The organism is Mycobacterium sp. HUMS_12744610 (assembly GCF_041206865.1).
GTDB classification, from domain to species: Bacteria; Actinomycetota; Actinomycetes; order Mycobacteriales; family Mycobacteriaceae; genus Mycobacterium; species Mycobacterium servetii.
Genome location: NZ_JBGEDP010000001.1, coordinates 3,361,181 through 3,388,078, shown reverse-complemented (window position 1 = coordinate 3,388,078; position 26,898 = coordinate 3,361,181). Strand labels below are relative to the sequence as shown.

Genomic DNA, 26,898 nt, shown 5'->3' with positions numbered 1-26,898 from the left:
AGGGAGCTTTGGTGGATCTGAACTTGTCGGTGATCACACGACCGGTCGGGCGCCTGGTCGCCACGGCGCAGAACGGTCTGGAGGTCCTGCGACTGGGGGGCCTGGAGACCGGCAGCGTCCCCTCGCCGTCGCAGACGGTCGAGAGCGTTTCGATGTACAAGCTGCGCCGTTACTTCCCGCCGGACAGCCGGCCAGGGCAGGGACGGGTGGGTCCGCCGGTGCTGATGGTGCACCCGATGATGATGTCGGCCGACATGTGGGACGTCACCCGCGCGGAAGGCGCGGTCGGGATCCTGCACGCCAACGGGCTCGATCCGTGGGTGATCGACTTCGGCTCGCCCGACAAGGTCGAGGGCGGCATGCGCCGCAACCTGACCGACCACATCGTCGCGCTCAGCCAGGCCATCGACACGGTCCACGACGCCACCGGCAGCGACGTGCACCTGGTCGGATATTCGCAGGGCGGCATGTTCTGCTACCAGGCCGCGGCCTATCGGCGTTCGAAGAACATCGCCAGCATCGTGGCGTTCGGTTCGCCGGTGGACACCCTGGCCGCCCTGCCCATGGGCATCCCCGCGAACTTCGCGGCGCCCGCCGCGAGCTTCATGGCCGAGCACGTCTTCAGCTGGATGGACATCCCGAGCTGGTTGGCGCGCATGGGTTTCCAGATGCTCGATCCACTCAAGACCGCCAAGGCCCGGATCGACTTCGTGCGTCAGCTGCACGACCGGGAGGCCCTGCTGCCGCGCGAACAGCAGCGCAGGTTCCTCGAACGCGAGGGCTGGATCGCCTGGTCCGGCCCGGCCGTTTCCGAGCTGCTCACGCAGTTCATCGCGCACAACCGGATGATGACGGGCGGTTTCGCCATCAACGGGCAGATGGTCACGCTCACCGACATCACCTGCCCGGTTTTGGCTTTCGTCGGGGAGGTCGACGACATCGGGCAGCCGGCCTCGGTGCGCGGCATCCGCCGGGCGGCCCCGAACGCCGAAGTGTACGAATCCATCATCAGGACAGGACATTTCGGCCTCGTCGTCGGTTCCAAGGCGGCGGAGCAGAGCTGGCCCACCGTCGCGGCATGGGTGCAATGGCTCTCCAACGGCGGTGACAAACCCGGCGGCATCGACTTGATGGCCGATCAGCCCGAAGAGCACACCGACAGCGGGGTCGCGCTCAGCGCGCGGCTCGTGCACGGCATCGGGGAGGTCTCCGGCGCGGCGTTGTCGGCGGCCCGCGGCGCCGCCGACGCCGTCGTCTCGGCCAACAAGTCCATGCGCACCCTGGCCGTGGAGACGGTCCGGACGCTGCCGCGGCTGGTCCGCCTCGGCCAGATCAACGACCACACCCGGATCTCGCTGGGCCGCATCATCGAGGAGCAGGCCCACGACGCACCCAAGGGCGAGTTCCTGTTGTTCGACGGGCGCGTGCACACCTACGAGGCGGTGAACCGGCGCATCGACAACGTCGTGCGCGGCCTCATCGCGGTCGGGGTGCGGCAGGGCGATCGCGTAGGTGTGCTGATGGAGACCCGGCCCAGTGCGCTGGTCGCGATCGCCGCGCTGTCACGGCTGGGCGCGATCGCCGTGGTGATGAAGCCCGATACCGACCTGGCCGCGGCCGTTCGGCTCGGGGGAGCGTCGGAGATCCTCACCGACCCCACCAATCTCGACGCGGCGCGTGACCTTCCGGGGCACATCCTGGTGCTCGGCGGCGGCGAGTCCCGGGACCTGCACCTGCCCGGCGACAGCGACATCATCGACATGGAGCAGATCGACCCGGACGCCGTCGAGCTGCCCGCCTGGTACCGGCCCAACCCCGGGCTGGCCCGCGACCTGGCGTTCATCGCGTTCACCGCGGTCGGCGGCGAGCTGGTGCCCCGGCACATCACCAACTACCGCTGGGCGGTGTCGGCCTTCGGCACCGCGTCCACGGCCGCGCTCGACCGCAAAGACACCGTCTACTGCCTGACACCGCTGCATCACGAGTCCGCGCTGCTGGTCAGCCTGGGCGGCGCCGTGGTCGGCACCCGCATCGCGTTGTCGCGCGGCCTCGAGCCCGATCGGTTCATCCGGGAGGTCCGGCAGTACGGCGTGACCGTGGTGTCCTACACCTGGTCCCTGCTACGCGACGTCGTCGACGACCCCGCCTTCGTGCTGCACGGCAACCATCCGGTGCGGCTGTTCATCGGTTCGGGCATGCCGACCGGGTTGTGGGCGCGGGTCGTCGACGCGTTCGCCCCCGCCCACGTCGTCGAGTTCTTCGCCACCACCGACGGGCAGGCCGTGCTGGCCAACGTCTCGGGCGCCAAGATCGGCAGCAAGGGCCGCCCGCTGCCCGGCGCCGGGCGAATCGAGCTGGGCGCCTACGACGCCGAGCGCGACCTGATCCTGGAAAACGACCGTGGCTTCGTGCAGGTCGCCGAGCCCAACCAGGTCGGGGTCCTGCTCGCCGCGTCCAACGGGCCGATCGATCCCAGCGCGTCGGTCAAGCGCGGGGTGTTCGCCGCCGGCGACACCTGGATCTGCACCGAGTACCTCTTCCGCCGCGACGAGGACGGCGACTTCTGGCTGATGGGCCGGCGCGGCTCGGTGGTGCGCACCGCCCGCGGCCTGGTCTACGCCGAGCCGGTCACCGACGCGTTGGGCTGCATCAACGGCGTCGACCTGGCGGTGACCTACAACGTGCCGGTCGGGGACAGGCAGGTCGCGGTGTCGGCGGTGACGCTGCTGCCCGGTGCCACCATCACCGCGGCCGACCTGACCGAGGCGGTCGCCAAGATCCCCGTCGGGCTCGGGCCCGACGTCGTGCACGTGGTCCCGGAGCTGGCGCTCAGTGCCAGCTACCGTCCCACCGTCAGCGCCCTGCGCGCGGCCGGCATCCCCAAGCCGGGACGCCAGGTGTGGTATTTCGACACCGACAGCACACAGTTCCGCAAACTGACTCCGGGGGTCCGATCCGAGATGAGCGGCGCCTCATGATGATCGACGATGCACTGCTGAGCATTCTGGTGTGCCCGGCCGACCGGGGTCCGTTGGTGCTGGTATCCGAAGACGGCGGGGCCGATCTGCTCTACAACCCGCGGCTGCGGCGCGCCTACCGCATCGAGGACGGCATCCCGGTGCTGCTGATCGACGAGGCCCGCGACGTCGACGACGACGAGCACGCCAAGCTCATGGCACGAGCCCGTCCGGCAACTCCCCGGTGAGGTAGCGCTGCAGGTTCGGCGCGATGGTCCGCGCGATCTGCTCGGCCGGCAGCGACGCGAACGGTTCCAGGTCCAGGATGTAGCGGGCCATCACGACACCGACCAGTTGCGACGCGACGAACTGGATGCGGATGAGCCCGCTGCCGGGGGGATCGTCCACGCGCGGGCCGACTTCCACCGCGATCACGTCCTGGATGAACGTGCGGAACAGATTGACCTCGGAGCCGGCGAGGATCGACCGCAGCGTGGCGATGAACCCGGTACCGAGGTCGGAATCCCACAGCGGCAACAACATCGACGGCAGCCGGTAGCCGATCTCCTCGATCGGCACCTCGCGCAGCGGGCCGATGATGTCCATCGGATCCACCGGGATGTGCACCGCAGCGGCGAACAGCTTCTCCTTGGTGCCGAAGTAGTGATGCACCAGCGCCGAGTCCACTCCCGCCGCCGCCGCCACCGCACGGATCGAGGTGTTCCCGAAACCGTTGGCGGCGAACATTTCCCGCGCAACGTGCAGGATCCGGGTGCGGGTGCCGGAACTGCCCGCCGGCCGCCCGCGCCGTCTGGGCGCGCCCTTGCCGCCCGGCTGCGCCGCGCTTGCGATCACCACTAGGACCCTCCGTGGTGACCCGCTGCGCCCGGCTGCGCCGCGCTTGCGATCACCACTAGGACCCTCCGTGGTGACCCGCTGCGCCCGGCTGCGCCGCGCTTGCGATCACCACTAGGACCCTCCGTGGTGACCCGCTGCGCCCGGCTGCGCCGCGCTTGCGATCACCACTAGGACCCTCCGTGGTGACCCGCTGCGCCCGGCTGCGCCGCGCTTGCGATCACCACTAGGGCGTCCGCCGCCGCAGCGTCGCCGCCGCCAGTCCCAGCGCCGCCACCGCGAAGCCCAACACGACGACGATGTCGCGCAGCGCGACGCCGGTCAGCCCGGGATGCGCATCCACCTGCTGGAGGGCCTCCAGGGCGTAGCTGGCCGGCAGCACGTCGGCGACCCACTGCAGCCAGTGCGCCATCAGCGCCCGTGGGACGATGATGCCGGCCAGCAGCAGCTGCGGGACGATGACCAACGGGATGAACTGCACGGCCTGGAATTCGGTGCGCGCGAACGCACTACACAGCAGGCCCAGGCCGACGCCCAGCACGGCGTTGACGATCGAGATCACGAACACCCACACGGGGCTGCCCGCGGTCTGGAAGCCGAGCAGCCAGAACGACACGACACAGGCGAGGGTGGCCTGCGCCGCCGCGGCGATCGAGAAGGCGGTCCCGTAGGCGGCGAGCAGGTCGAACCGGCGCAGCGGGGTGGTCAGGATGCGTTCCAGGGTCCCGGAACCACGCTCTCGTTGCATGGTGATCGCGGTGATGATGAACATCACGAAGAACGGGAACAGGCCGAGCAGGATCAGGCAGGCGGTGTTGAACGGCGACGGCGTGCCCGGCCGGTGCGGCACGTTTTCGAACATGTAGTACATCAGCGTGATGACCAGGATCGGCACCACCAGAATCAGCGCGACGCTGCGTTGGTCGGCGGCTAGCTGACGCAAGATTCGGGCGGTCGTGGCCGCGTAGTTCCGCAGCGTCAGCCGGCTGCGGGCATGGTGGTGTGCCGGATGATGGACAGGAACGCTTCCTCCAGTGACGTGCATCCGGTCTCCTTCCGCAGTTGGTCCGGTGTGGTGTGGGCCAGCAGCCGGCCCTCGCGCATCAGCAGCAGGTCGCCGCAGCGGTCGGCCTCGTCCATCACGTGGCTGGAGACCAGCAGCGTGGTGCCGCGCCGCGCCAGCGCGCCGAACTGCTCCCACAGCTCGACGCGCAGCACCGGGTCCAGGCCGATCGTCGGCTCGTCGAGCACCACCAGGTCCGGGCGGCCGACCAGTGCGCAGGCCAGCGAGACCCGGGTGCGCTGGCCGCCGGAGAGGTTGGCGCAGCGGGTGGTGCGGTGGGTGCGCAGGTCCACCGCGTCGATGATCTCGTCGGCGGCCTGCCGGTCGGCGCCGCAGAGGCCGGCGAAGTAGCGGATGTTGTCGATCACCCGCAGGTCGCCGTAGATCGTCGGATCCTGCGGCATGTAGCCGACCCGGTGCCGCAGCGACCGGGTGCCGGCGGGGTGGCCGAGGACGGTCACCGAGCCCCCGGTGACGATCTGCGTGCCGACGATGCAGCGCATCAGCGTGGTCTTGCCGGAGCCGGACGGGCCGAGCAGCCCGGTGATCGTGCCGCGCGCTATGCGCACCGAAAGATCTTGGACGGCAAGCATCTTGCCGCGTACCACGTGCAGGCTCTCGATGGTGACGGCCGGTTCCGCGCCGTCCCGCAATAATTCATCACTCGATGAACTCATCACATGATGAATATCCGCCGGCGCAGCGGGGATGTCAAGGGCGGCGAAGCGCGCTCAGCTCCCCGGCAAGCCGGGGCGGCGCAACGGCAGGTGCCCGTGCACGCCCTCGGCGTAGGCGGTCTCGGCGTGCTGGGTGAGATCGACACCGGTGGTCTCGTCCTCGGCGCTGAGCCGGAAGCCCAGCAGGCGATCGATCAACTTGGCCAGCACGAAAGACACGACGAACGCATAGACCGCGACCACTACGATCGCCACCGACTGCTTGCCGAGTTGGGCGAAGCCGCCCCCGTAGAGCAGGCCCCGCGGCCCCGACGTCATGACCGCCGTGGCGAGCAACCCGATCAGCGACACCCCGACGACACCGCCGACGAAGTGCACACCGACCACGTCGAGCGAATCGTCGTAGGAGAAACGGAATTTGGCACCCACGGCGAAGGAGCACACGAAACCGGCCGCGAGCCCGACGACCGCCGCGCCGAGGGTGTCCACGGTCCCGCACGACGGCGTGATGGCCACCAGGCCCGCGACCACCCCGGACGCCGCACCGAACGTGGTGGGCTTGCCGTCACGAAACTGTTCGACCGAGAGCCAGCCGAGCATGCCCAGGCAGCCGGCGACGAGCGTGTTGAGGAAGATGGCCGCGGCGGTCCCGTTGGCGGCCAGGGCCGACCCGGCGTTGAAGCCGAACCAGCCGAACCACAGCAGCCCGACGCCGAGCATGACCAGTGGCAGGTTGTGCGGCCGCATGGCGTCCTTCTTGAAGCCGATGCGGGGCCCCAGCGCCAGCGCCAGGGCCAGGGCGGAGGCACCCGAGACGATCTCGACGACGAGACCGCCCGCGTAGTCGAGCACCCCGAGTTTGGCCAGCCAACCGCCGGGTCCCCACACCCAGTGGGCGACCACCGAATACACCACGATCGCCCACACCGGGACGAACACCATCCAGGCGGCGAATTTGGCGCGGTCGGCGATCGCGCCGCTGACCAGGGCCGCGGTGATGATCGCGAACGTCAACTGGAACGTGGCGAACAGCAACTCAGGCACCGCGCCGTGGGCGGTGCCGGGGGTGATGCCGAGCAGGCCGACGTGTCTGAGGTTGCCGACGAGCCCGCCCGCCGCGTCGTCGGAGAACGCGATCGTATAGCCGACCAGCAGCCATGCCACCGTGACCAGCGGTATGGAGATGAAGCTCATCATGATCATGTTGAGCACCCCGGTCGTGCGGACCATGCCGCCGTAGAAGATGGCCAGGCCCGGGGTCATCAGCAGGACCAGGGCGGTGCTGGCCAGGAGCCACGCCGTCGCGGCAGGGTCGATCGCTTGCATCGCTTTGGGCTCCTTCTTCCGCCCCTGACGTCCTCGAGACACCGGGATCCTGCCACGTTCGTGGTCCCGGTAGGTTCGACGGGTGGCTGCACGCCGGCTGTTGGTCGACCCGGTCGCGGCCGCGCACCGGCTGCTCGGCGCCACCCTCGCCTGCCGCGGCGTGCGCGCCACCGTGGTCGAGGTCGAGGCCTACGGGGGAGTTCCCGACGGCCCCTGGCCGGACGCCGCCGCCCACTCCTACCGCGGGCTCAGCGCCCGCAACGCCGTCATGTTCGGGCCGCCGGGGCGGCTCTACACCTACCGCAGCCACGGAATCCACGTCTGCGCCAACGTCTCGTGCGGGCCCGACGGCACCGCCGCGGCGGTCCTGCTGCGGGCAGCCGCGATCGAGGACGGGCTGCCCGTCGCCCGGTCCCGGCGGGGTGAGTCGGTGCGCGAGGCCGCGCTGGCGCGCGGCCCGGGCAATTTGTGTTCGGCGCTCGGAATCACCATGGCCGACAACGGGCTCGACGTGTTCGACCCCGACGCCGCCGTGCGCTTGACGCTCAACGGGCCGGCGGGCGCCGCGGTCGCGGGCCCGCGCGTGGGGATCAGCCAGGCCGCCGACCGGCCGTGGCGCCTGTGGCTCGCCGACCGGCCGGAGGTGTCGGCCTACCGCCGTAACCCCCGGGCGCCGGCGCCGGGCGCCAGCGACTAGCCCGAGGCGCACTGGAAAAATCGACGCCATGATCCTCGACGAGCTGGGCTGGCGCGGGCTGATCGCGCAGTCCACCGACCTCGATGCGCTGGCCGCCGAAGCGGAGCGCGGCCCGATGACGGTGTACGCCGGCTTCGACCCGACCGCGCCCAGCCTGCATGCCGGACACCTGGTGCCGTTGCTGGCGCTGCGGCGGTTCCAGCGGGCCGGTCACCGGCCGATCGTGCTGGCCGGCGGCGCCACCGGCATGATCGGCGACCCGCGCGAGATCGGCGAGCGCACCCTCCACGAGGCCGACACCGTCGCGCAGTGGACCGAGCGCATCGGCGGCCAGCTGGAGCGCTTCGTCGACTTCGACACGTCGCCCACCGGAGCGGTCGTCGTCAACAACCTGGACTGGACGGCCCCGCTGTCGGCGATCGAGTTCCTGCGCGACCTCGGCAAGCATTTCTCGGTCAACGTGATGCTGGATCGCGACACCGTCCGGCGGCGCCTGGAGGGCGAGGGCATCTCCTACACCGAGTTCAGCTACATGCTGTTGCAGGCCAACGACTACGTCGAGTTGCACCGCCGCTACGGCTGCACGCTGCAGATCGGCGGCTCCGACCAGTGGGGCAACATCATCGCCGGGGTGCGGCTGGTCCGCCAGAAGCTGGGCGCGTCCGTGCACGCGCTGACGGTCCCGCTGGTGACTGCGGCCGACGGCACCAAGTTCGGCAAGTCCACCGGCGGCGGCAGCCTGTGGCTGGACCCGGAGATGACCAGCCCCTACGCGTGGTACCAGTACTTCTTCAACACCGCCGACGCCGACGTGATCCGCTACCTGCGCTGGTTCACCTTCCTGACCGCCGACGAGCTGGCCGAGCTGGAACAGGCCACCGCCGAACGCCCCCAACAACGCGCCGCCCAACGGCGGCTAGCCCGGGAGCTGACCGTGCTGGTGCACGGCGAGGCGGCCACCGAGGCCGTCGAACACGCCAGCCGCGCGCTGTTCGGGCAGGGCGAACTCGAGCGTCTGGACGAGGCGACGCTGGCGGCGGCCTTGCGCGAGACGTCGGTGGCCGAGCTCGAGCCGGGCGGCCCCGACGGCATCGTCGACCTGTTGGTGGCCAGCGGCCTGTCCGAGAGCCGGAAGGCCGCCCGCCGCACGATCGGCGAGGGCGGCGTCTCGGTCAACAACACGCGCATCGAGACCGAGGAGTGGGCCCCGCAGAGCTCGGATTTCCTGCACGGCCGCTGGTTGGTGCTGCGCCGCGGCAAACGTAACGTCGCCGGGGTGCAGAGGATCTAGAACGCGGCCGCAACGATCCGCGACCGCAAAACGCGTTAGTGCGCAAACCTTTACCTCACCGTGCCACGGCTGTGATCCCCGTTGGCCAGTGTTGTCACGATGACTTGGGCGACGCATGCGCAACTGACCCTGGTGCGGTTCCTGGGGGTGACCACGGTGCTGATCGCTCTGGCCGGAGCGGTGGCGGCGCCCATTCGCGCGGACATGCTCGGTAACGCCTTTTTGTCGGCACTGACCAACGCCGGCATCGCCTACTCCCAGCCCGCCACCACGCTGGCGCTGGGGCAGTCGGTGTGCCCGTCGTTGTTCTCCCCGGGCGGGTCGTTCGACTCCGTCGTGGACAGGATGGCCGCGAACACCGGCATGCCCTACGTCATCGCGGGCAAGTTCGCGATCGTCGCGGTCGCGACGTACTGCCCGGCGATGATGGCGCCGCTGCTGCCCAACCGCCTGCAGTCCTAGTCGAGTCCGGGCGGCCCCGTATCCTCAGCAGCGTGGTCGACGACAGGCAGAAACCCGGCAGGGAGCGCCGTCCGCGCCCGGCGTCGGGGGGCTGGTCGGGGCCCGGCCGGGCCCGCACGTCCCAGCCGAAGAACGCCGACGGCCGCCACCCCCACGGCGACCGCGCGGTGCACGACGCGCCCGCCATCCCGGCCGACGTGGACGCCCGCCAGCTGGACCCCGCGATCCGCCGCGAGCTGAGCACCCTGGACCGTGCCACCGCCGACGCGGTGGCGCGTCACCTGGTCGCCGCCGGCGCGCTGCTGGACGAGGACCCGCAGACCGCGCTCGCTCATGCGCGCGCGGCCCGGGCCCGCTCCAGCAGGATCGCCGCGGTCCGCGAGGCGGTCGGCATCGCCGCCTATCACTGCGGCGACTGGGCCCAGGCGCTGTCGGAGCTGCGCGCCGCGCGCCGGATGGGCAGCAAATCGTCGTTGCTCGCCATGATGGCCGATTGCGAGCGCGGGCTGGGCCGCCCGGAGCGGGCGATCGAGCTGGCCCGCGGACCCGAGGCCGCCGCGCTGAGCGGCGACGACGCCGACGAGTTGCGCATCGTCGCCGCCGGCGCTCGCGCCGATCTCGGCCAGCTCGAGCAGGCGCTGACGGTGCTGTCCACACCGCAGCTGGACCCGGCCCGCAGAGGCCCGACGGCGGCCCGGCTGTTCTACGCCTACGCCGACACGCTGCTCGCGCTGGGTCGCAGGGACGAGGCGCTGCACTGGTTCCTGCGTTCCGCGGATGCGGACGTCGAAGGCGTCACCGACGCCGAGGACCGGGTCGGCGAGCTCGCCTGAACATGAGGACCATCGCGCAGGAATACGACTGCCTGCTGATCGACCTGGACGGGACGGCGTTCTGCGGCCGTAGCCCCACCGAGGGCGCGGTGGAGGCGCTCGCCGAGGTGCGCGCCCGCATCTTCTTCGTCACCAACAACGCCTCCCGCAGCGCCGAGGAGGTCGCGGCGCACCTGGGCGACCTCGGCTTCACCGCCGCCCCCGAAGACGTCGTGACCAGCGCCCAGAGCGCCGCGCGGCTGCTGGCCGATCAGCTGCCGGCGGGCTCCCCGGTGCTGATCGTGGGCACCGACGCGTTGGCCGGCGAGGTCGCCGCGGTCGGGCTGCGCCCCGTGCGCCGCTACGACGATCACCCGGTCGCCGTCGTGCAGGGGCTGTCCATGACCGTCGGCTGGCCGGAACTGGCCGAGGCCGCCCAGGCGATCCGGGCCGGCGCGTTGTGGGTGGCGGCCAACCTCGACCCCGCGTTGCCCACCGAACGGGGGCTGTTGCCCGGCAACGGGTCCATGGTCGCCGCGCTGCGGACGGCGACCGGCGCCGAACCTCAGGTCGCCGGCAAGCCGGCGCCGCGGCTGTTCACCGACGCCGTGGCCCGCGGCGAGTTCCGCGCGCCGCTGGTGGTCGGGGACAGGCTGGACACCGACATCGAGGGCGCCAACGCCGCCGGGCTGCCCAGCCTGCTGGTGCTCTGCGGGGTCAACACCGCGCGCGACGCGGTGTGCGCCGAGCCCGTCCACCGCCCCACCTACATCGGCCACGACCTGCGCTCCCTGCATCGCAGCGGCGAGTCGCTCGCGGTGGGCCCGCAACCGGGCTGGCGCGTGGAGGTCACCGACGCCGCGGTGACCGTCAGCGCCGACGGCGGCGGCGACCCGGATGGGGACGGGATGGCGGTCGTGCGCGCGGTCGCCGACGCGGTGTGGAGCGCTGGGGCCGCCGCGCCGCGCATCCGGGCCGGCGACGACCGGGCCCGCGACGCCCTGCAGCGCTGGTCGTTGCTGCACTCCGAGTGATGGATGACTAGCGTAGGGACGCGATGGATATCGACCCTGACCAGATCCGCGCCGAAATCGACACCCTGCTCGCCCGGCTGCCCGACCCCGGGGAGTCCGAAACCGCCGAGGACGGGCCCTCGCTCGCCCAGCTGGAAGACATAGCCCGCCGCCTCTCCGAGGCGCACGACGTGCTGCTGGCCGCGCTGGAGTCGGCGGAGAAGGGCTAGCGCGGTGGCGCGACGTGCCCGCGTTGACGCCGAGCTCGTTCGGCGCGGCCTCGCCCGGTCGCGTCAGCAGGCCGCGGAGTTGATCGACGCCGGGAAGGTCAGCATCGACGGGCTGCCCGCGCGCAAGCCGGGCACCGCCGTCGCCGTCACCGCCAGGCTGACCGTCGCCGACGGCGAACGCGGCTGGGTGTCGCGCGGGGCGCACAAGCTCATCGGCGCACTCGACGCCTTCGACATCTCCCTGGCGGACCGCCGCTGCCTGGACGCCGGGGCGTCGACGGGCGGGTTCACCGAGGTGCTGCTGGACCGCGGGGCCGCCGAGGTGGTCGCCGCCGACGTGGGGTACGGGCAGCTGGCCTGGTCGCTGCGCAGCGATCCGCGGGTGGTCGTCGTCGAGCGGACCAACGTCCGCGACCTGACACCGGAGGCGATCGGCGGGGCGGTCGACGTGGTGGTGGCCGACCTGTCGTTCATCTCGCTGGCCACCGTGTTGCCCGCGCTGGTTCGGTGCGCGCGGGGCGGCGCGGATATCGTTCCCATGGTGAAGCCGCAGTTTGAGGTGGGCAGGGGCCTGGTGGGTGCCGGTGGGGTGGTGGCCGATCCCGGTTTGCGCGCCGACTCGGTGCTGGCCGTGGCGGCGGGCCGGGGAGCTGGGTTGGCACACGGTCGGCGTCGCCGCCAGCCCGTTGCCGGGTCCCTCGGGCAACGTGGAGTACTTCTTGTGGCTGCGCGCCGAGACCGATCGCGCGCTGACCGGAGACGAGCTGGGGGACGCGGTGCGTCGCGCCGTGACGGAGGGCCCGCGATGACGTCCGAACGGACCGTCCTGCTGGTGGTGCACACCGGCCGCGAGGAGGCCACCGAGACCGCGCGGCGGATAGTAAAAGTCCTGGGCGACAACGGCATCAGGCTGCGCTTGCTCTCCGCCGAGGCCGTCGACAGGGGATCGCTGCACCTCGCTCCCGAGGAGATGCGGGCGATGGGCGTCGACATCGAGGTGGTCGAGGCCGACCCGCACGCGGCCGAGGGCTGCGAGCTGGTGCTGGTGCTCGGTGGCGACGGCACCTTCCTGCGGGCGGCGGAGCTGGCGAAAAACGCCGGCGTCCCGGTGCTGGGGGTCAACCTGGGCAGGATCGGATTCCTGGCCGAAGCCGAGGCCGAGACCATCGATCGCGTGCTGGACCGCGTCGTCACCCGCAACTACCAGGTGGAGCACCGCCTGACCCTCGACGTCGTCGTGACCCAGGGCGACCGGGTCATCGGGCGCGACTGGGCGCTCAACGAGATGAGTCTGGAACGCGGTCCGCGGTTGGGTGTGCTCGGGGTGGTCGTCGAGATCGAGGGACGCCCGGTGTCGGCTTTCGGCTGCGACGGGGTGCTGGTGTCGACGCCCACCGGGTCGACCGCGTACGCGTTCTCCGCCGGTGGCCCGGTGCTGTGGCCGGACCTCGAGGCGATCCTGGTGGTGCCCAACAACGCTCACGCGTTGTTCGCCCGGCCCATGGTCATCAGTCCCGATGCCACCGTCGCGATCGAGATCGAAGGGGACGGTCACGACGCCCTGGTGTTCTGCGACGGGCGCCGCGAGATGCCGGTGCCCGCCGGCAGCCGGCTCGAGGTCGCGCGCTGCGACACCCCGGTGAAGTGGGCGCGCATCGACAGTGCGCCGTTCACCGACCGGCTGGTGCGCAAGTTCCGGTTGCCGGTGACCGGGTGGCGCGGAAAGTAACCGCGGGTGCTCACCGAGATTCGGATCGAGTCGCTGGGCGCCATCAGCGTGGCGACCGCCGAGTTCGGCCGCGGCCTCACGGTGCTCACCGGCGAGACCGGCACCGGCAAGACGATGGTGGTCACCGGCCTGCACCTGCTGGGCGGCGCCCGCGCCGACCCGACCCGGGTGCGGTCCGGGGCCGAGCGCGCCATAGTCGAAGGCCGTTTCACCACAACCGATCTCGACGATGCGGTGAGCGCGCGCCTGGACGGGATGCTGGACGCGTCGGGGTCCGAGCGCGACGAGGACGGCAGCGTCATCGCGCTGCGCTCGGTCAGCCGGGAGGGGCCGTCGCGGGCCTACCTGGGGGGCCGCAGCGTGCCGGCCAAGTCGCTGAGCGGTTTCACCGCCGAGCTGTTGACCCTGCACGGGCAGAACGACCAGCTGCGCCTGATGCGCCCGGAGGAGCAGCGCGCCGCGCTGGACCGCTTCGCGGGCACCGCCCCCGCGTGTGAGCGCTACCGCACGCTGCGCGACGCCTGGCTGTCGGCGCGGCGCGACCTGGCCGACCGGCGCGCCCGGGCCCGCGAACTCGCGCAGGAGGCCGACCGGCTGAAGTTCGCGCTCACCGAGATCGACGCCGTCGACCCGAAACCCGGCGAGGACGACGCGCTGGTCGCCGACATCGTGCGGCTCTCCGAACTGGACACGCTGCGCGAGGCCGCGGCCGGTGCGCGTGCAGCGCTGGCCGGGGCGACCGACGACGCCGACGGTGCGGGCGCCACCGAGTGGCTGGGGCGGGCGCGCACGGCCCTGGAGTCGGTCGACGACGCGACGCTGCGGGCGCTGGCCGGGCAGGTCGGCGATGCCCTGACGCTGGTCGCCGAGGCGGCCCGCGAGCTCGGTGGCTTCCTGGACGAGCTGCCCGTCGACGCGAGTGCGCTGGAATCCAAGCTGGCCCGTCAGGCCGAGCTGCGCACGCTGACCCGCAAGTACGCCGCCGACATCGACGGCGTGCTGCGCTGGGCGCGCGACGCCCGGGAGCGGCTCGCCCAGCTTGACACCTCGCCGGAGGGCCTGGCGGGCCTGTCGGCTCGGGTCGACGAGTTGGCAGCCGAATTATCAGCGGCCGCAGTCGATCTCAGCAATGCGCGACGCAAGGCGGCCAAGCGGCTGGCCAAGGACGTGACCGCGGAGCTGTCCGGCCTGGCGATGGGCGACGCGGAGTTCACCATCGAAGTCGGCATCGAGGCGGCGGAGCCGGACGACGCCGCGGCCCTCGCGCTGCCCTCCGGGGAACTGGCCAGGGCGGGCGCCGACGGCGTCGACAACGTCGAGTTCGGCTTCGCGGCGCACCGCGGCATGACGGTGCTGCCGCTGGCCAAGAGCGCCTCCGGCGGCGAGCTGTCCCGGGTGATGCTGGCGCTGGAGGTGGTGCTGGCGGCCTCCGCGTCGGGCCTGACGATGGTGTTCGACGAGGTCGACGCCGGCGTCGGCGGCCGCGCGGCGGTGCAGATCGGGCGGCGGCTGGCCCGGCTGGCGCGCACCCATCAGGTCATCGTGGTGACGCACCTGCCGCAGGTCGCCGCGTACGCGGACGTGCACCTGGTGGTGCACGGCGCCCGGGGCGCGAGTTCGGTGCGGGGCGTCACCGGCGACGAGCGGGTCGCCGAGCTGGCGCGGATGCTGGCCGGCCTGGGCGAATCCGACAGCGGCCGCGCCCACGCCCGCGAGTTGCTCGACGCCGCCCAGCGCGACAGCCACCCCTAGCGGCGAAACCCCTATCAGCCGCGACCGCGCGTGTTTTGTGCGCTGACACGCCGCAAACCGCGTACAACTACGCACCCTTGCGCGGCAGTCCCGATGCCGACCTGTCACCGGCCTGTGACAGGTGTGGCTCTAGATAACTTATGATGCTGGTGTTACGGCGCGCCTCCCCGCCCCGGCGGCGCATCGCCGACAGAATCGGCCCATGAAGATGTCAGGGCTGCTCTCGCGTAACACGTCCCGGCCGGGCCTGACCGGCACCGCCCGGGTGGACCGGAACATCGACCGCCTGCTGCGCCGGGTCTGTCCCGGCGACATCGTGGTACTCGACATTCTGGACTTGGACCGCATCACCGCCGACGCGCTGGTGGAAGCCGACATCGCCGCGGTCGTCAACGCGTCGCCCTCGGTGTCGGGACGCTACCCGAACATGGGCCCGGAGGTGTTGGTCAACAACGGGGTCACCCTGATCGACGACACGGGCCCGGAGATCTTCAAGAAGGTCAAGGACGGCGCCAAGATCCGCCTGCACGAGGGCGGGGTGTACGCGGGGGATCGTCGGCTGGTCCGCGGGACCGAGCGCACCGACCACGACATCGCCGACCTGATGCGGGAGGCCAAGAGCGGCCTGGCCGCCCACCTGGAGGCGTTCGCGGGCAACACCATCGAGTTCATCAAGAGCGAGAGCCCGCTGCTGATCGACGGTATCGGCATCCCCGACGTCGACGTCGACCTGCGCCGTCGGCACGTCGTGATCGTCGCCGACGAGCCCAGCGCCGAAGACGACCTGCGCTCGCTCAAGCCCTTCATCAAGGAGTACCAGCCGGTGCTCATCGGTGTCGGTTGCGGTGCGGATGTGTTGCGCAAGGCAGGATATCGCCCGCAACTCATCGTCGGCGACCCCGACCACATCAGCACCGAGGCCCTCAAGTGCGGCGCCCAGGTCGTGCTGCCCGCCGATGCAGACGGGCACGCGCCCGGCCTGGCGCGGATCCAGGATCTTGGGGTGGGGGCAATGACGTTCCCGGCGGCGGGTTCGGCCGTGGACCTGGCGCTGCTGCTGGCCGACCATCACGGCGCCGCGCTGCTGGTGACGGCCGGCCACACCGCCAACATCGAGACCTTCTTCGACCGCACGCGCGCGCAGAGCAACCCGTCGACGTTCCTGACCAGGTTGCGGGTGGGGGAGAAGGTGGTGGACGCCAAGGCCGTTGCTACCCTGTACCGCCACAACATCTCCGGCGGCGCCATCGCGCTGCTGGCGCTGACGATGCTGATCGCCGTCGTCGTCGCGCTGTGGGTCTCGCGCACTGACGCCTTGGTGCTGCACTGGATCACCGACTACTGGAACCACCTGACTCTCATGGTGCAGAAGTGGATGACCTAGATGATCTCGTTACGTCAACACGCGCTCTCGCTGGCCGCGGTCTTCCTGGCCCTGGCCGTGGGGGTGGTGCTGGGTTCCGGCTTCCTGTCGGACACCCTGCTGTCCAGCCTGCGCGCCGAGAAGCGTGATCTGTACACGCAGATCAGCGGACTCAACGACCAGAAGAATGCGCTGAATCAAAAGCTCGGCGCGGCAAACACTTTCGATGACCAACTGGCCGGGCGCATCGTGCACGACGCGCTGGGCGGCAAGTCGGTGGTGGTGTTCCGCACCCCGGACGCCAAAGACGACGACGTGGCGGCCGTCGCGAAGTTCGTCGGCCAGGCCGGTGGCGCGGTCACCGGGACGGTTTCCCTGACCCAGGAGTTCGTCGACGCCAACTCTGCCGAGAAGCTGCGTACGGTGGTGAACTCGTCGGTCCTGCCCGCCGGCCAGCAACTGAGCACCAAGCTCGTCGACCAGGGCTCGCAGGCCGGTGACCTGATGGGCATCGCGCTGTTGATCAACGCCAACCCCGACGCGCCCGCCGTCGGCGATCCCGAGCGTGACACCGTGCTGGCGGCGCTGCGGGACACCGGATTCATCACCTATCAGCCGGCCGATCACCTGGGGGCGGCCAACGCCGCACTCGTGGTGACCGGCGGGGCGCTGCCGCAGGACGCCGGCAACCAGGGTGTCAGTGTGGCGCGGTTCTCCGCGGCACTGGCGCCGCACGGTTCGGGCACGCTGCTCGCCGGGCGCGACGGGTCTGCCACCGGCGGCGCCGCGGTCGCCGTGACCCGCGCCGACTCCGGCATGTCGTCGGTGGTCAGCACCGTCGACGACGTCGACACCGCCCCGGGGAGGATCACCGCGATCCTGGGCCTGCACGACCTGATCAACGGCGGCCACGTCGGGCAGTACGGCATCGGCCACGGGGCGACCTCGGTCACCGTCCCGCAGTAAACGGCTCGCGCCGGGCGTGTTCGCGGCACCTGGGCGTGCCGGGTGTTAGGGTGGGATTCCGTGGTTCGGCAGGCCCATCTAGCTGAAGCTAGAAAAACTCAAGCCCTGCCCTTCTTCACGGAGGTCGCCTGTTGCGTAAGCATCCGCAATCCGCTACGAAGCACCTCTTCGTCAGCGGGGGCGTCGTTTCCTCGCTCGGCAAGGGCCTGACCGCCAGCAGCCTCGGCCAGCTCCTCACCGCCCGCGGGTTGCATGTGACGATGCAGAAGCTCGACCCGTACCTCAACGTCGACCCGGGCACGATGAACCCGTTCCAGCACGGCGAGGTGTTCGTCACCGAGGACGGCGCCGAAACCGATCTCGACGTCGGTCACTACGAGCGCTTCCTGGATCGGGACCTGTCCGGATCGGCGAATGTCACTACGGGGCAGGTCTATTCGACCGTGATCGCCAAGGAACGGCGCGGGGAATACCTCGGCGACACCGTCCAGGTGATCCCGCACATCACCGACGAGATCAAGCGGCGCATCCTGGCGATGGCCGAACCCGACGCCGACGGCCACCGTCCCGACGTCGTCATCACCGAGATCGGCGGCACGGTGGGCGATATCGAGTCGCTGCCTTTCCTGGAGGCCGTCCGGCAGGTCCGCCACGACCTCGGGCGGGAGAACGTGTTCTTCCTGCACGTGTCGCTGGTGCCCTACCTGGCACCGTCGGGGGAGCTGAAGACCAAGCCGACCCAGCACTCGGTGGCCGCGCTGCGCAGCATCGGTATCACCCCCGACGCGCTGATCCTGCGCTGCGACCGCGACGTCCCGGAGTCGCTGAAGAACAAGATCGCGCTGATGTGCGACGTCGACATCGACGGGGTGATCTCTACCCCCGACGCGCCGTCGATCTACGACATCCCCAAGGTGTTGCACCGCGAGGAACTCGACGCGTTCGTGGTGCGCCGGCTCAATCTGCCCTTCCGCGATGTCGACTGGACCGAGTGGGACGACCTGCTGCGCAGGGTGCACGAGCCGCACGACACCGTGCGAATCGCGCTGGTGGGCAAGTACGTCGAGCTCTCCGACGCGTACCTGTCGGTCACCGAGGCGTTGCGGGCCGGCGGGTTCAAGCACCACGCGAAGGTGGAGATGCACTGGGTGGCGTCCGACGAGTGCGAGACCGCCGCCGGCGCCGCGCACGCGCTGGCCGACGTGCACGGGGTGTTGGTGCCCGGGGGGTTCGGCATCCGCGGCATCGAGGGCAAGATCGGGGCGATCCGCCATGCCCGCACGCGCGGTCTGCCGCTATTGGGGCTGTGTCTGGGCCTGCAGTGCATCGTGATCGACGCCGCGCGCTCGGTGGGCATCGAGGCGGCCAACTCCGCCGAATTCGAGCCGGGCACACCGGATCCCGTGATCTCCACGATGGCCGACCAACTCGACATCGTGGCCGGGGAGGCCGATCTGGGTGGAACCATGCGCCTCGGCGCGTACCCGGCCGTGCTGGAACCGGGTTCGATCGTGGCCGAGGCTTATGGCAGCACCCAGGTGTCGGAGCGGCACCGGCATCGCTACGAGGTCAACAACGCCTACCGCGAGAAGATCGCCGAGAGTGGTCTGCGGTTTTCGGGCACCTCGCCCGACGGGCACCTGGTGGAGTTCGTCGAGTATCCGCCGGAGGTGCACCCGTTCATCGTGGGCACCCAGGCCCACCCGGAACTGAAGAGCCGCCCGACCCGTCCGCACCCGCTGTTCGCCGCGTTCGTCGGCGCGGCGATCGACTACAAGGCGGGCGAACTGCTGCCGATGGACATCTCCGAGCACTCAGCCAACGGCAGTCACCAAGACAGCGGCGAGCGGTCGCTTCCCGAGCCCGCGTCCCGTGGCTGAGCACGTTTTCGAGACGACGTCGTCCGAAACCCTCTACACCGGAAAGATTTTCGCGCTGCGTCGCGACCGGGTGCGGATGCCCGGCGACAAGGTCGTCACCCGGGAGGTCGTCGAGCACTTCGGCGCGGTGGCCGTGGTGGCGCTCGACGACGACGGCAACGTCGCGTTGGTCTACCAGTACCGGCACGCGTTGGGCCGTCGGCTGTGGGAGTTACCCGCGGGGTTGCTCGACGTCGACGGGGAGGCGCCGCATCTGACCGCGGCCCGGGAACTGCAGGAGGAAGCCGGACTGCGGGCCGACACCTGGCGCGTGCTCGTGGACCTCGATTCCACACCCGGCTTCAGCGACGAATCCGTGCGCGTCTACCTGGCCACCGGGTTGAGCGGGGTGGACCGGCCCGAGGCACATCACGAGGAAGCCGACATGGAGTTGGAGTGGTTTCCCCTCGCCGATGCCGTCCGCAAGGTGTTCGGCGGCGAAATCGTCAACGCCATTGCCGTGGCGGGACTCTTGGCCGCCCACACCGTGTCCGCCGGGTTCGCGGAGCCGCGTCCGGTCGAGAGTCCCTGGACCGACCGGCCGACGGCGTTCACCGCCCGAAGGAAGGTCTGATGGCGACGGTGGCGCTGGAGTCGCAACTGCAGGGCTACCTCGACCATCTGACGATCGAGCGGGGCGTTTCGGCGAACACGCTCAGTTCCTATCGCCGCGACCTGCGGCGCTATTCGAAACACCTGGCGGACCGGGGAATTCACGATCTGGCGAAGGTGGGCGAGAACGACGTGAGCGACTTCCTGGTGGCGTTGCGTCGCGGCGACCCCGAGGCCGGGACCGCCGCACTGTCGGCGGTGTCGGCGGCCCGGGCGCTGATCGCGGTCCGCGGCCTGCACCGGTTTGCCGCCGCCGAAGGGCTGGCCGAACTGAACGTGGCACAGGCGGTGCGGCCGCCGACGCCGTCGCGCCGGCTGCCCAAGAGCCTGACGGTCGACGAGGTGCTGGCGCTGCTGGAGGGCGCCGGCGGCGACAGCCCGGCCGACGGCCCGCTGATGTTGCGCAACCGCGCGCTGCTGGAGTTGTTGTATTCCACGGGATCACGCATCTCCGAAGCGGTCGGGCTGGACGTCGACGACATCGACACCGAGGCCCGGTCGGTGTTGCTGCGCGGCAAGGGTGGCAAGCAGCGGTTGGTGCCGGTGGGGCGTCCGGCCGTGGCGGCGCTGGACGCGTACCTGGTGCGCGGACGCTCGGAACTGGCGCGACGCGGGCGTGGCACGCCGGCGATCTTCCTCAACGTGCGGGGCGGCCGGTTGTCGCGGCAGAGCGCGTGGCAGGTGCTGCAGGACGCCGCCGAACGGGCCGGTATCACCTCGGGTGTGTCGCCGCACATGCTGCGGCACTCGTTTGCCACCCATCTTCTCGAGGGCGGCGCCGACGTGCGGGTCGTGCAGGAACTTCTCGGTCATGCCTCGGTCACGACGACGCAGATCTACACGCTGGTGACCGTGCACGCCCTGCGCGAAGTCTGGGCCGGCGCCCACCCGCGGGCGCAATAGGTTGGGGGCGGTCAGCCCAGGTAGTCGGATTCCAGCACCAGGTCGGAGATCATGGACTGGTATTCCAGGTGTGCCTTGTGCTCGACGGTGTTCCACAGCGTGCCCTGCTGGCGGCGCATGTAGGCGCGGTACTTGGGCGCGCCCGGGATGCGGACGTTGTCGGCGACCACGACCGCACCCGGTCGCAGCCAGCCCCGGTCCAGGATGCTGGTCAGGTCGTCGAGGTAGGCGTTCTTGTCGTGGTCCAGGAACACGAATCCCAGTGCGCCGGGACCGAATCCGTGTTGAAAGGCCAGGGCGTCGAGGGTGCGCCCGCCGTCGCCGATGGTGCCGACGACGCATGTCACCCGGTCGGCGACCCCGGCATGGGCCCAGATCTGGCGGGCGTTGGCGGCGTTGGACTCGGCCAGTTCGACGGAGAACACCTTGGCATTCGGCGCTGCCCGGGCGATCCGCAGGGCGCCGTAACCGCAGTAGGTGCCCAGCTCGAGTGCGAGCGCGGGATCGGCGCGGCGGACCGCGGCGTCGAGCAGCTGTCCCTTCTCGTCGCCCACGTTGATCAGCAGAGACTTCTCGTAGGCGAATGTGTCGATGGCGGCCAGCACGTCGTCGACGTCGCCGGGCCGGGCGTGCTGCAGGACGTATTTCACCGCGGCCGCTTCCCGCCCGTCACCGATCTGGCCCGTCTTGGTGATGTTGCGGACCCCGGCGGCCATCCGCCAGGCCGACCAGCGCAGCAGAGGTATCCGTTTCTTGAGGTCCACGACCGCCACGATAGGCCGTCGAGCCGCGGCGGGCGCAGCGGCTGGACGCGGTCCTCCGCAAACGCGAGGCCGCGTGCGCGTTGGCGATGGGATCCGGGCCACGACCGCTCCGACGGTGCTGGTGTGACGGGTGTGAAGCCTGCGCACTCGAATGGGCGGCACCCCGCGGCATCCAGGCATATTCGCTGGTAAATCGCCCTGCGGGTCGCCCGGTGTCAGCGCGCGGAGCCGTTAGACTTTCCTGCGATGTTCACCTCCCGAACACCCCCGCCATGACCGATCGGCCGGACAACGGCGTCGAGATCGGTCTGACCGGGCGACCGGCGCGGGCGATCCCGGAGCCCGGGCCGCGCACGTCGCACGGCCCGGCCAAGGTCGTCGCGATGTGCAACCAGAAGGGTGGCGTCGGGAAGACCACGTCGACGATCAACCTGGGCGCCGCCCTTGCCGAGTACGGCAGGCGGGTGCTGCTGGTCGACATGGACCCGCAGGGTGCCCTGTCGGCGGGGCTGGGGGTTCCGCACTACGAGCTGGAGAAGACGATCCACAACGTGCTGGTGGAGTCGCGGGTGTCGATCGACGACGTGCTGCTGCACACCCGGGTCAAGAATTTGGACCTGGTGCCCAGCAACATCGACCTTTCGGCGGCCGAGATCCAGCTGGTCAACGAGGTGGGCCGCGAGCAGACCCTGGGCCGCGCGCTGCACCCGGTGCTGGACCGCTACGACTACGTGCTGATCGACTGCCAGCCGTCGCTGGGCCTGCTCACCGTGAACGGGCTGGCCTGCGCCGACGGTGTGGTGATCCCCACCGAGTGCGAGTTCTTCTCGCTGCGCGGCCTGGCGCTGCTCACCGACACCGTCGACAAGGTCCGCGACCGGCTCAACCCGAAGCTGGAGATCAGCGGAATCCTGATCACCCGCTACGACCCGCGCACCATCAATGCGCGCGAGGTGATGGCCCGCGTGGTGGAGCGGTTCGGCGACCTGGTGTTCGACACCGTCATCACCCGAACCGTCCGGTTCCCGGAGACCAGCGTGGCGGGCGAGCCCATCACCACCTGGGCGCCGAAGTCGACCGGCGCCATCGCCTACCGCGCGCTGGCCCGCGAGTTCATCGACCGATTCGGCGCGTGACCGGCAGCGCCAACGGTGAGGCGGCACCAAAGAACGGCTTTCAGGTCCGGCTGACCAACTTCGAGGGGCCGTTCGATCTGCTGCTGCAGCTGATCTTCGCCCACCGCCTCGACGTCACCGAGGTGGCGCTGCACCAGGTCACCGACGAGTTCATCGCCTACACCCGGGAGATCGGCCCGCGACTCGATCTGGAGGAGACCACGGCGTTCCTGGTGATCGCGGCGACCCTGCTGGACCTCAAGGCGGCCCGGTTGCTGCCGGCCGGGCAGGTCGACGACGAGGAGGACCTCGCGCTGCTGGAGGTGCGCGACCTGCTGTTCGCGCGCCTGCTGCAGTACCGCGCGTTCAAACACGTCGCCGAGATGTTCGCCGAGCTGGAGGCCACCGCGCTGCGCAGCTATCCGCGCGCGGTGTCGCTGGAGGACCGGTTCACCGAACTGCTGCCCGAGGTGATGCTCGGTGTCGACGCCGAGCGCTTCGCCCAGATCGCCGCGATCGTGTTCACGCCGCGCCCGGCGCCGACGGTGAGCACCGGGCATCTGCACGAGCTGCAGGTCTCGGTCCCCGAGCAGGCCAAGAAACTGCTGGCGATCCTGGAGGCGCGGGGCAGCGGCCAGTGGGTCTCGTTCTCGGAGCTGGTCGCCGACTGTCGGGCGCCGATGGAGGTCGTCGGGCGCTTCCTGGCGCTGCTCGAACTGTATCGGAGCCGGACGGTAGCATTCGACCAGTCGGAGCCGCTTGGCGTGCTTCAAATTTCGTGGACCGGGGAGCGTCAGACCAACGAGGCCCTGGCAGAAGTCCGGGACGAGTCGTGAGGAGCGCCGCCAATGACTGACGACGCATTCGACGTCGATCCTGACGTCGACCCCGACGCGGGCATCCCCGACATCGCCGAGGCGGCGCCCATGGACGCCGACGAACTCGGCTCGGTGCTCGAGGCGCTGTTGCTGGTGGTAGACAGCCCGGTCACGGTCGAAGCGCTGGCCGCGGCCACCCAGCAGCCCGCCTACCGGATTGCCACCAGGCTGCAGCAGATGTCGGCGGAACTCACCGAACGCGACAGCGGCATCGACCTGCGCAACACCGACGAGGGTTGGCGGATGTACACCCGGGCCAGGTTCGCCCCGTACGTCGAGAAGCTGCTGCTCGACGGCTCGCGGTCCAAGCTCACCCGGGCCGCGCTGGAGACGCTGGCCGTGGTGGCCTACCGCCAGCCGGTGACCCGGGCACGGGTGAGCGCGGTCCGCGGCGTCAACGTGGACGCGGTGATGCGCACCCTGCTGGCGCGCGGCCTGATCACCGAGGCGGGCACCGACGCGGACAGCGGCGCGACGATGTTCGCGACCACCGCGCTGTTCCTGGAGCGGTTGGGCCTGACGTCGTTGGCCGACCTGCCCGACATCGCACCGCTGCTTCCCGACGTCGACACGATCGAGGAGCTCAGCGAATCCCTGGACAGTGAGCCGCGTTTCGTCAAACTTGCCGGGGGCGTTCCGGCCGAGCAGGCGCTGTCGTTCGACGTGGACCACGACTGATGGGCGAAACCGAGGGAGTGCGCCTGCAAAAGGTGTTGTCCCAGGCTGGGATTGCGTCGCGGCGCGCCGCCGAGAAGTTGATCCTCGAGGGTCGCGTCGAGGTGGACGGGCAGGTGGTGACCGAGCTGGGCACCCGCGTGGATCCCGACGCGTCGGTGATCCGCGTCGACGGGGTCAGGGTGGTCGCCGACGACTCGATGGTCTACCTGGCGCTGAACAAGCCCCGCGGCATGCACTCGACCATGTCCGACGATCGGGGGCGCCCCTGCATCGGCGATCTGGTGGAACGCAGGGTGCGCGGCACCAAGAACCTGTTTCACGTCGGGCGTCTCGACGCCGACACCGAGGGGCTGATCCTGCTGACCAACGATGGTGAACTGGCGCACCGGTTGATGCATCCCTCCCACGAGGTGCCCAAGACGTATCTGGCGACCGTGACCGGTTCGGTGCCGCGTGGGCTGGGCAAGAGGCTGCGCGCGGGCATCGACCTGGACGACGGCTCCGCGCGGGTCGATGATTTCGCCGTGGTGGACGCCATTCCCGGAAAGACGCTGGTGCGGTTGACGTTGCACGAGGGCCGCAACCGGATCGTGCGCCGGCTGCTGGCGGCGGCGGGCTTCCCGGTGGAGTCGCTGGTGCGCATCGAGCTCGGGCCGGTGTCGCTGGGGGAGCAGCGGCCCGGCAGCATCCGGTCGTTGAGCCGTGGCGAGGTCGGGCAGCTCTACCAAGCGGTGGGCCTGTGAACGTCGTAGTGGCCATCGACGGGCCCGCTGGCACTGGGAAGTCCTCGGTGTCAAGGGGTTTGGCGCGTGCCCTGGGGGCCCGGTACCTGGACACCGGCGCGATGTACCGGATCGTGACGCTGGCGGTGTTGCGGGCCGGGGTGGACCCGGCCGACGCCGAGGCCGTCGCCGCGCTCGCGTCGACTGTGGACTTGGCGGTGGGCTACGACCCGGACCGGCTCAGCTATTCGCTTGCCGGGGAGGATGTTTCGGCCGATATCCGCGGCGAAGAGGTCACCGGGGCGGTGTCGGCGGTGTCATCGGTGCCCGCGGTGCGCGCGCGGCTCGTCGCGCTGCAGCGCGAAATGGCCGCCGGCCCGGGCAGTGTGGTCGTCGAGGGCCGCGACATTGGGACGGTGGTGCTGCCCGACGCTCCGGTGAAGATCTTTTTGACCGCCTCGGCCGAGACGCGGGCCCGGCGGCGCAACGACCAGAACCTCGCCTCGGGGCTGGGCGGGGATTACGAGGGCGTGCTTGCCGATGTGCGGCGCCGCGACCACCTGGATTCGACCCGGGCGGTCTCGCCGCTGCGCGCGGCGCCCGACGCGGTGGTCGTCGACACCAGCGACATGACCGAGGCGCAGGTGATCGCCCACGTCCTGGACTTGGTCGAGCAGCGAAGCGGGGTGATGCGGTGACCCAGGACGGGACATGGAGCGACGAAACCGATTGGGACGCCGTCGGTTTCGATGTAGACGAGCGTACCGAGGCGGGTCCGGCGCCCGTCGTGGCGGTGGTGGGGCGGCCCAATGTCGGCAAGTCGACGCTGGTCAACCGGATCCTGGGCCGCCGCGAGGCGGTGGTGCAGGACGTTCCCGGCGTGACCCGCGACCGCGTGTCCTACGACGCGCTGTGGACCGGCCGGCGCTTCGTGGTGCAGGACACCGGGGGCTGGGAGCCCGACGCCAAGGGCCTGCAGCAACTGGTGGCCGAGCAGGCGTCGGTGGCCATGCGCACCGCCGACGCGGTGATCCTCGTGGTGGACGCCACCGTCGGCGCGACTGCCGCCGACGAGGCCGCCGCCCGGATCCTGTTGCGCTCGGGCAAGCCGGTCTTCCTGGCCGCCAACAAGGTCGACAGCGACAAGAACGAGGCGGACGCGGCGGCGTTGTGGTCGCTGGGCCTCGGGGAGCCCCACGCGGTCAGCGCCATGCACGGCCGCGGGGTGGCCGACCTGCTCGACGAGGTGCTGGCCGTGCTGCCGACGCTGTCCGAGGTGGCGCCGGCGCCCGGCGGGCCCCGGCGGGTGGCGCTGGTCGGCAAGCCCAACGTGGGCAAGAGTTCGTTGCTCAACAAGCTGGCCGGGGACCAGCGTTCGGTGGTGCACGATGTCGCCGGGACGACGGTCGACCCGGTGGATTCGCTGATCGACCTGGGCGGCAGGGTGTGGCGGTTCGTCGATACCGCGGGCCTGCGGCGCAAGGTCGGGCAGGCTAGCGGGCACGAGTTCTATGCCTCGGTGCGCACCCATTCGGCCATCGACGCCGCGGAGGTGGTGGTCGTGCTGATCGACGCCTCGGCGCCGCTGACCGAACAGGACCAGCGGGTGCTGTCGATGGTGGTGGAGGCGGGCCGGGCGCTGGTGCTGGCGTTCAACAAGTGGGATCTGGTCGACGAGGATCGCCGCGAGCTGTTGGAGCGGGAGATCGACCGCGAGCTGGTGCAGCTGCGATGGGCGCAGCGGGTCAACATCTCGGCTAAGACGGGCCGCGCGCTACAGAAGCTGGTGCCCGCGATGGAGGCGGCGCTGGCCTCGTGGGACGCGCGTATCCCGACCGGCCCGCTGAACTCCTGGCTGAAGGAGGTGGTGGCGGCCACGCCGCCGCCGGTGCGTGGCGGCAAGCAGCCGCGCATCCTGTTCGCGACCCAGGCCGCGGCCCGGCCGCCGACGTTCGTGCTGTTCACCACCGGGTTCCTGGAGGCCGGTTACCGGCGTTTCCTGGAGCGGCGGTTGCGTGAGACGTTCGGGTTCGAGGGCACCCCGATCCGGATCAACGTGCGGGTGCGCGAGAAGCGGGCACCCAAGCGGCGCTGAGCGTGCGCCGACCGCCTTA

26 protein-coding genes and 1 pseudogene are annotated in these 26,898 nt (G+C 70.6%); 22 read left to right on the top strand and 5 right to left on the bottom strand.

The features are described 5' to 3' along the window. Positions 1-8 precede the first annotated feature (8 nt). A complete protein-coding gene (locus tag AB8998_RS16630; RefSeq protein WP_369738861.1) occupies positions 9-2,978 on the top strand; it encodes an acyl-CoA synthetase in 2,970 nt (989 codons plus the stop codon). After that, positions 2,978-3,205 (top strand): Trm112 family protein, encoded by a 228-nt coding sequence (locus tag AB8998_RS16625; protein ID WP_369741617.1) that lies wholly within the window; start codon positions 2,978-2,980, stop codon positions 3,203-3,205. The genes AB8998_RS16630 and AB8998_RS16625 overlap by 1 nt, the downstream gene beginning before the upstream one ends. Here the strand turns inward: AB8998_RS16625 and AB8998_RS16620 are convergent. The 4 genes from AB8998_RS16620 to AB8998_RS16605 form a co-directional block, all read right to left on the bottom strand. Next, positions 3,171-3,809, bottom strand: a complete 639-nt coding sequence (locus AB8998_RS16620) for a TetR/AcrR family transcriptional regulator (RefSeq protein WP_369741616.1) — start codon at positions 3,807-3,809, stop codon at positions 3,171-3,173. The genes AB8998_RS16625 and AB8998_RS16620 overlap by 35 nt on opposite strands. Before the next feature lie 229 nt (positions 3,810-4,038). Then, the gene (locus tag AB8998_RS16615) at positions 4,039-4,857 is read right to left on the bottom strand and encodes an ABC transporter permease (RefSeq protein WP_369738860.1); all 819 of its coding nucleotides are present in this window, start codon (positions 4,855-4,857) and stop codon (positions 4,039-4,041) included. After that, complete coding sequence (locus AB8998_RS16610) at positions 4,791-5,555, bottom strand: ABC transporter ATP-binding protein (RefSeq protein ID WP_369738859.1); 765 nt, start codon at positions 5,553-5,555, stop codon at positions 4,791-4,793. The genes AB8998_RS16615 and AB8998_RS16610 overlap by 67 nt, the downstream gene beginning before the upstream one ends. A gap of 51 nt (positions 5,556-5,606) precedes the next feature. Then, positions 5,607-6,878, bottom strand: coding sequence for an ammonium transporter (locus AB8998_RS16605; protein WP_369738857.1), 1,272 nt, complete (start codon positions 6,876-6,878; stop codon positions 5,607-5,609). An 82-nt stretch (positions 6,879-6,960) separates the two neighbouring features. Between AB8998_RS16605 and AB8998_RS16600 the strand changes: the two genes are divergently transcribed. The 14 genes and pseudogenes from AB8998_RS16600 to xerD all read left to right on the top strand — a co-directional run bounded on the left by AB8998_RS16600 (position 6,961) and on the right by xerD (position 20,627). Beyond that, complete coding sequence (locus AB8998_RS16600) at positions 6,961-7,575, top strand: DNA-3-methyladenine glycosylase (RefSeq protein WP_369738856.1); 615 nt, start codon at positions 6,961-6,963, stop codon at positions 7,573-7,575. Between the two features lie 19 nt (positions 7,576-7,594). Next, positions 7,595-8,866, top strand: a complete 1,272-nt coding sequence (gene tyrS, locus AB8998_RS16595; protein WP_369741615.1) for a tyrosine--tRNA ligase — start codon at positions 7,595-7,597, stop codon at positions 8,864-8,866. Positions 8,867-8,965: 99 nt separating this feature from the next. After that, a complete protein-coding gene (locus tag AB8998_RS16590) occupies positions 8,966-9,328 on the top strand; it encodes a DUF732 domain-containing protein (protein ID WP_369738855.1) in 363 nt (120 codons plus the stop codon). Between the two features lie 32 nt (positions 9,329-9,360). Next, a complete protein-coding gene (locus AB8998_RS16585) occupies positions 9,361-10,161 on the top strand; it encodes a tetratricopeptide repeat protein (RefSeq protein ID WP_369738854.1) in 801 nt (266 codons plus the stop codon). Between the two features lie 2 nt (positions 10,162-10,163). Next, positions 10,164-11,174, top strand: coding sequence for an HAD-IIA family hydrolase (locus tag AB8998_RS16580; RefSeq protein WP_369738852.1), 1,011 nt, complete (start codon positions 10,164-10,166; stop codon positions 11,172-11,174). A 23-nt stretch (positions 11,175-11,197) separates the two neighbouring features. Beyond that, the gene (locus AB8998_RS16575) at positions 11,198-11,383 is read left to right on the top strand and encodes a hypothetical protein (RefSeq protein ID WP_369738851.1); all 186 of its coding nucleotides are present in this window, start codon (positions 11,198-11,200) and stop codon (positions 11,381-11,383) included. A 4-nt stretch (positions 11,384-11,387) separates the two neighbouring features. Further along, a pseudogene (locus AB8998_RS16570) lies at positions 11,388-12,192 on the top strand (TlyA family RNA methyltransferase). Further along, positions 12,189-13,112 carry an NAD kinase gene (locus AB8998_RS16565; protein ID WP_369738850.1) on the top strand — a complete coding sequence of 308 codons (924 nt, stop codon included), beginning with the start codon at positions 12,189-12,191 and terminating at the stop codon, positions 13,110-13,112. Before AB8998_RS16570 ends, AB8998_RS16565 begins: the two are co-directional and overlap by 4 nt. A gap of 6 nt (positions 13,113-13,118) precedes the next feature. After that, entirely contained in the window at positions 13,119-14,864 is a 1,746-nt protein-coding gene (recN, locus tag AB8998_RS16560) for a DNA repair protein RecN (protein ID WP_369738849.1), read from the top strand. A gap of 202 nt (positions 14,865-15,066) precedes the next feature. Further along, on the top strand, positions 15,067-16,248 hold the full coding sequence (steA, locus tag AB8998_RS16555) for a putative cytokinetic ring protein SteA (RefSeq protein WP_369738848.1): 1,182 nt from the start codon (positions 15,067-15,069) through the stop codon (positions 16,246-16,248). Continuing rightward, positions 16,249-17,193 carry a copper transporter gene (locus tag AB8998_RS16550; protein ID WP_369738847.1) on the top strand — a complete coding sequence of 315 codons (945 nt, stop codon included), beginning with the start codon at positions 16,249-16,251 and terminating at the stop codon, positions 17,191-17,193. It abuts the gene before it with no gap. Between the two features lie 131 nt (positions 17,194-17,324). Continuing rightward, positions 17,325-19,073 (top strand): CTP synthase, encoded by a 1,749-nt coding sequence (locus AB8998_RS16545; RefSeq protein ID WP_369738846.1) that lies wholly within the window; start codon positions 17,325-17,327, stop codon positions 19,071-19,073. Further along, the gene (locus AB8998_RS16540; RefSeq protein ID WP_369738845.1) at positions 19,066-19,686 is read left to right on the top strand and encodes an NUDIX domain-containing protein; all 621 of its coding nucleotides are present in this window, start codon (positions 19,066-19,068) and stop codon (positions 19,684-19,686) included. Before AB8998_RS16545 ends, AB8998_RS16540 begins: the two co-directional genes overlap by 8 nt. Then, the gene (gene xerD, locus AB8998_RS16535; RefSeq protein WP_369738844.1) at positions 19,686-20,627 is read left to right on the top strand and encodes a site-specific tyrosine recombinase XerD; all 942 of its coding nucleotides are present in this window, start codon (positions 19,686-19,688) and stop codon (positions 20,625-20,627) included. Before AB8998_RS16540 ends, xerD begins: the two co-directional genes overlap by 1 nt. A gap of 11 nt (positions 20,628-20,638) precedes the next feature. Here the strand turns inward: xerD and AB8998_RS16530 are convergent, their stop codons facing one another. Further along, positions 20,639-21,343: an O-methyltransferase gene (locus tag AB8998_RS16530; protein WP_369741614.1), complete on the bottom strand. Its 705-nt coding sequence runs from the start codon at positions 21,341-21,343 to the stop codon at positions 20,639-20,641. A gap of 320 nt (positions 21,344-21,663) precedes the next feature. Here AB8998_RS16530 and AB8998_RS16525 point away from each other — a divergent pair, with 320 nt between their 5' ends. Genes AB8998_RS16525 through der form a run of 6 tightly spaced genes read left to right on the top strand, consistent with a single transcriptional unit; the run spans position 21,664 to position 26,879 of the window. Next, complete coding sequence (locus AB8998_RS16525; RefSeq protein ID WP_369738843.1) at positions 21,664-22,527, top strand: ParA family protein; 864 nt, start codon at positions 21,664-21,666, stop codon at positions 22,525-22,527. Beyond that, entirely contained in the window at positions 22,524-23,342 is an 819-nt protein-coding gene (locus tag AB8998_RS16520; protein WP_369738842.1) for a segregation/condensation protein A, read from the top strand. Before AB8998_RS16525 ends, AB8998_RS16520 begins: the two co-directional genes overlap by 4 nt. Positions 23,343-23,354: 12 nt before the next feature. Continuing rightward, on the top strand, positions 23,355-24,062 hold the full coding sequence (gene scpB, locus AB8998_RS16515; RefSeq protein ID WP_369738841.1) for an SMC-Scp complex subunit ScpB: 708 nt from the start codon (positions 23,355-23,357) through the stop codon (positions 24,060-24,062). Continuing rightward, entirely contained in the window at positions 24,062-24,805 is a 744-nt protein-coding gene (locus AB8998_RS16510) for a pseudouridine synthase (RefSeq protein WP_369738840.1), read from the top strand. Before scpB ends, AB8998_RS16510 begins: the two co-directional genes overlap by 1 nt. Further along, positions 24,802-25,482, top strand: a complete 681-nt coding sequence (gene cmk, locus AB8998_RS16505) for a (d)CMP kinase (protein ID WP_369738839.1) — start codon at positions 24,802-24,804, stop codon at positions 25,480-25,482. Before AB8998_RS16510 ends, cmk begins: the two co-directional genes overlap by 4 nt. After that, positions 25,479-26,879 (top strand): ribosome biogenesis GTPase Der, encoded by a 1,401-nt coding sequence (gene der, locus AB8998_RS16500; RefSeq protein WP_369738838.1) that lies wholly within the window; start codon positions 25,479-25,481, stop codon positions 26,877-26,879. The genes cmk and der overlap by 4 nt, the downstream gene beginning before the upstream one ends. The last annotated feature ends 19 nt before the right edge of the window (positions 26,880-26,898 follow it).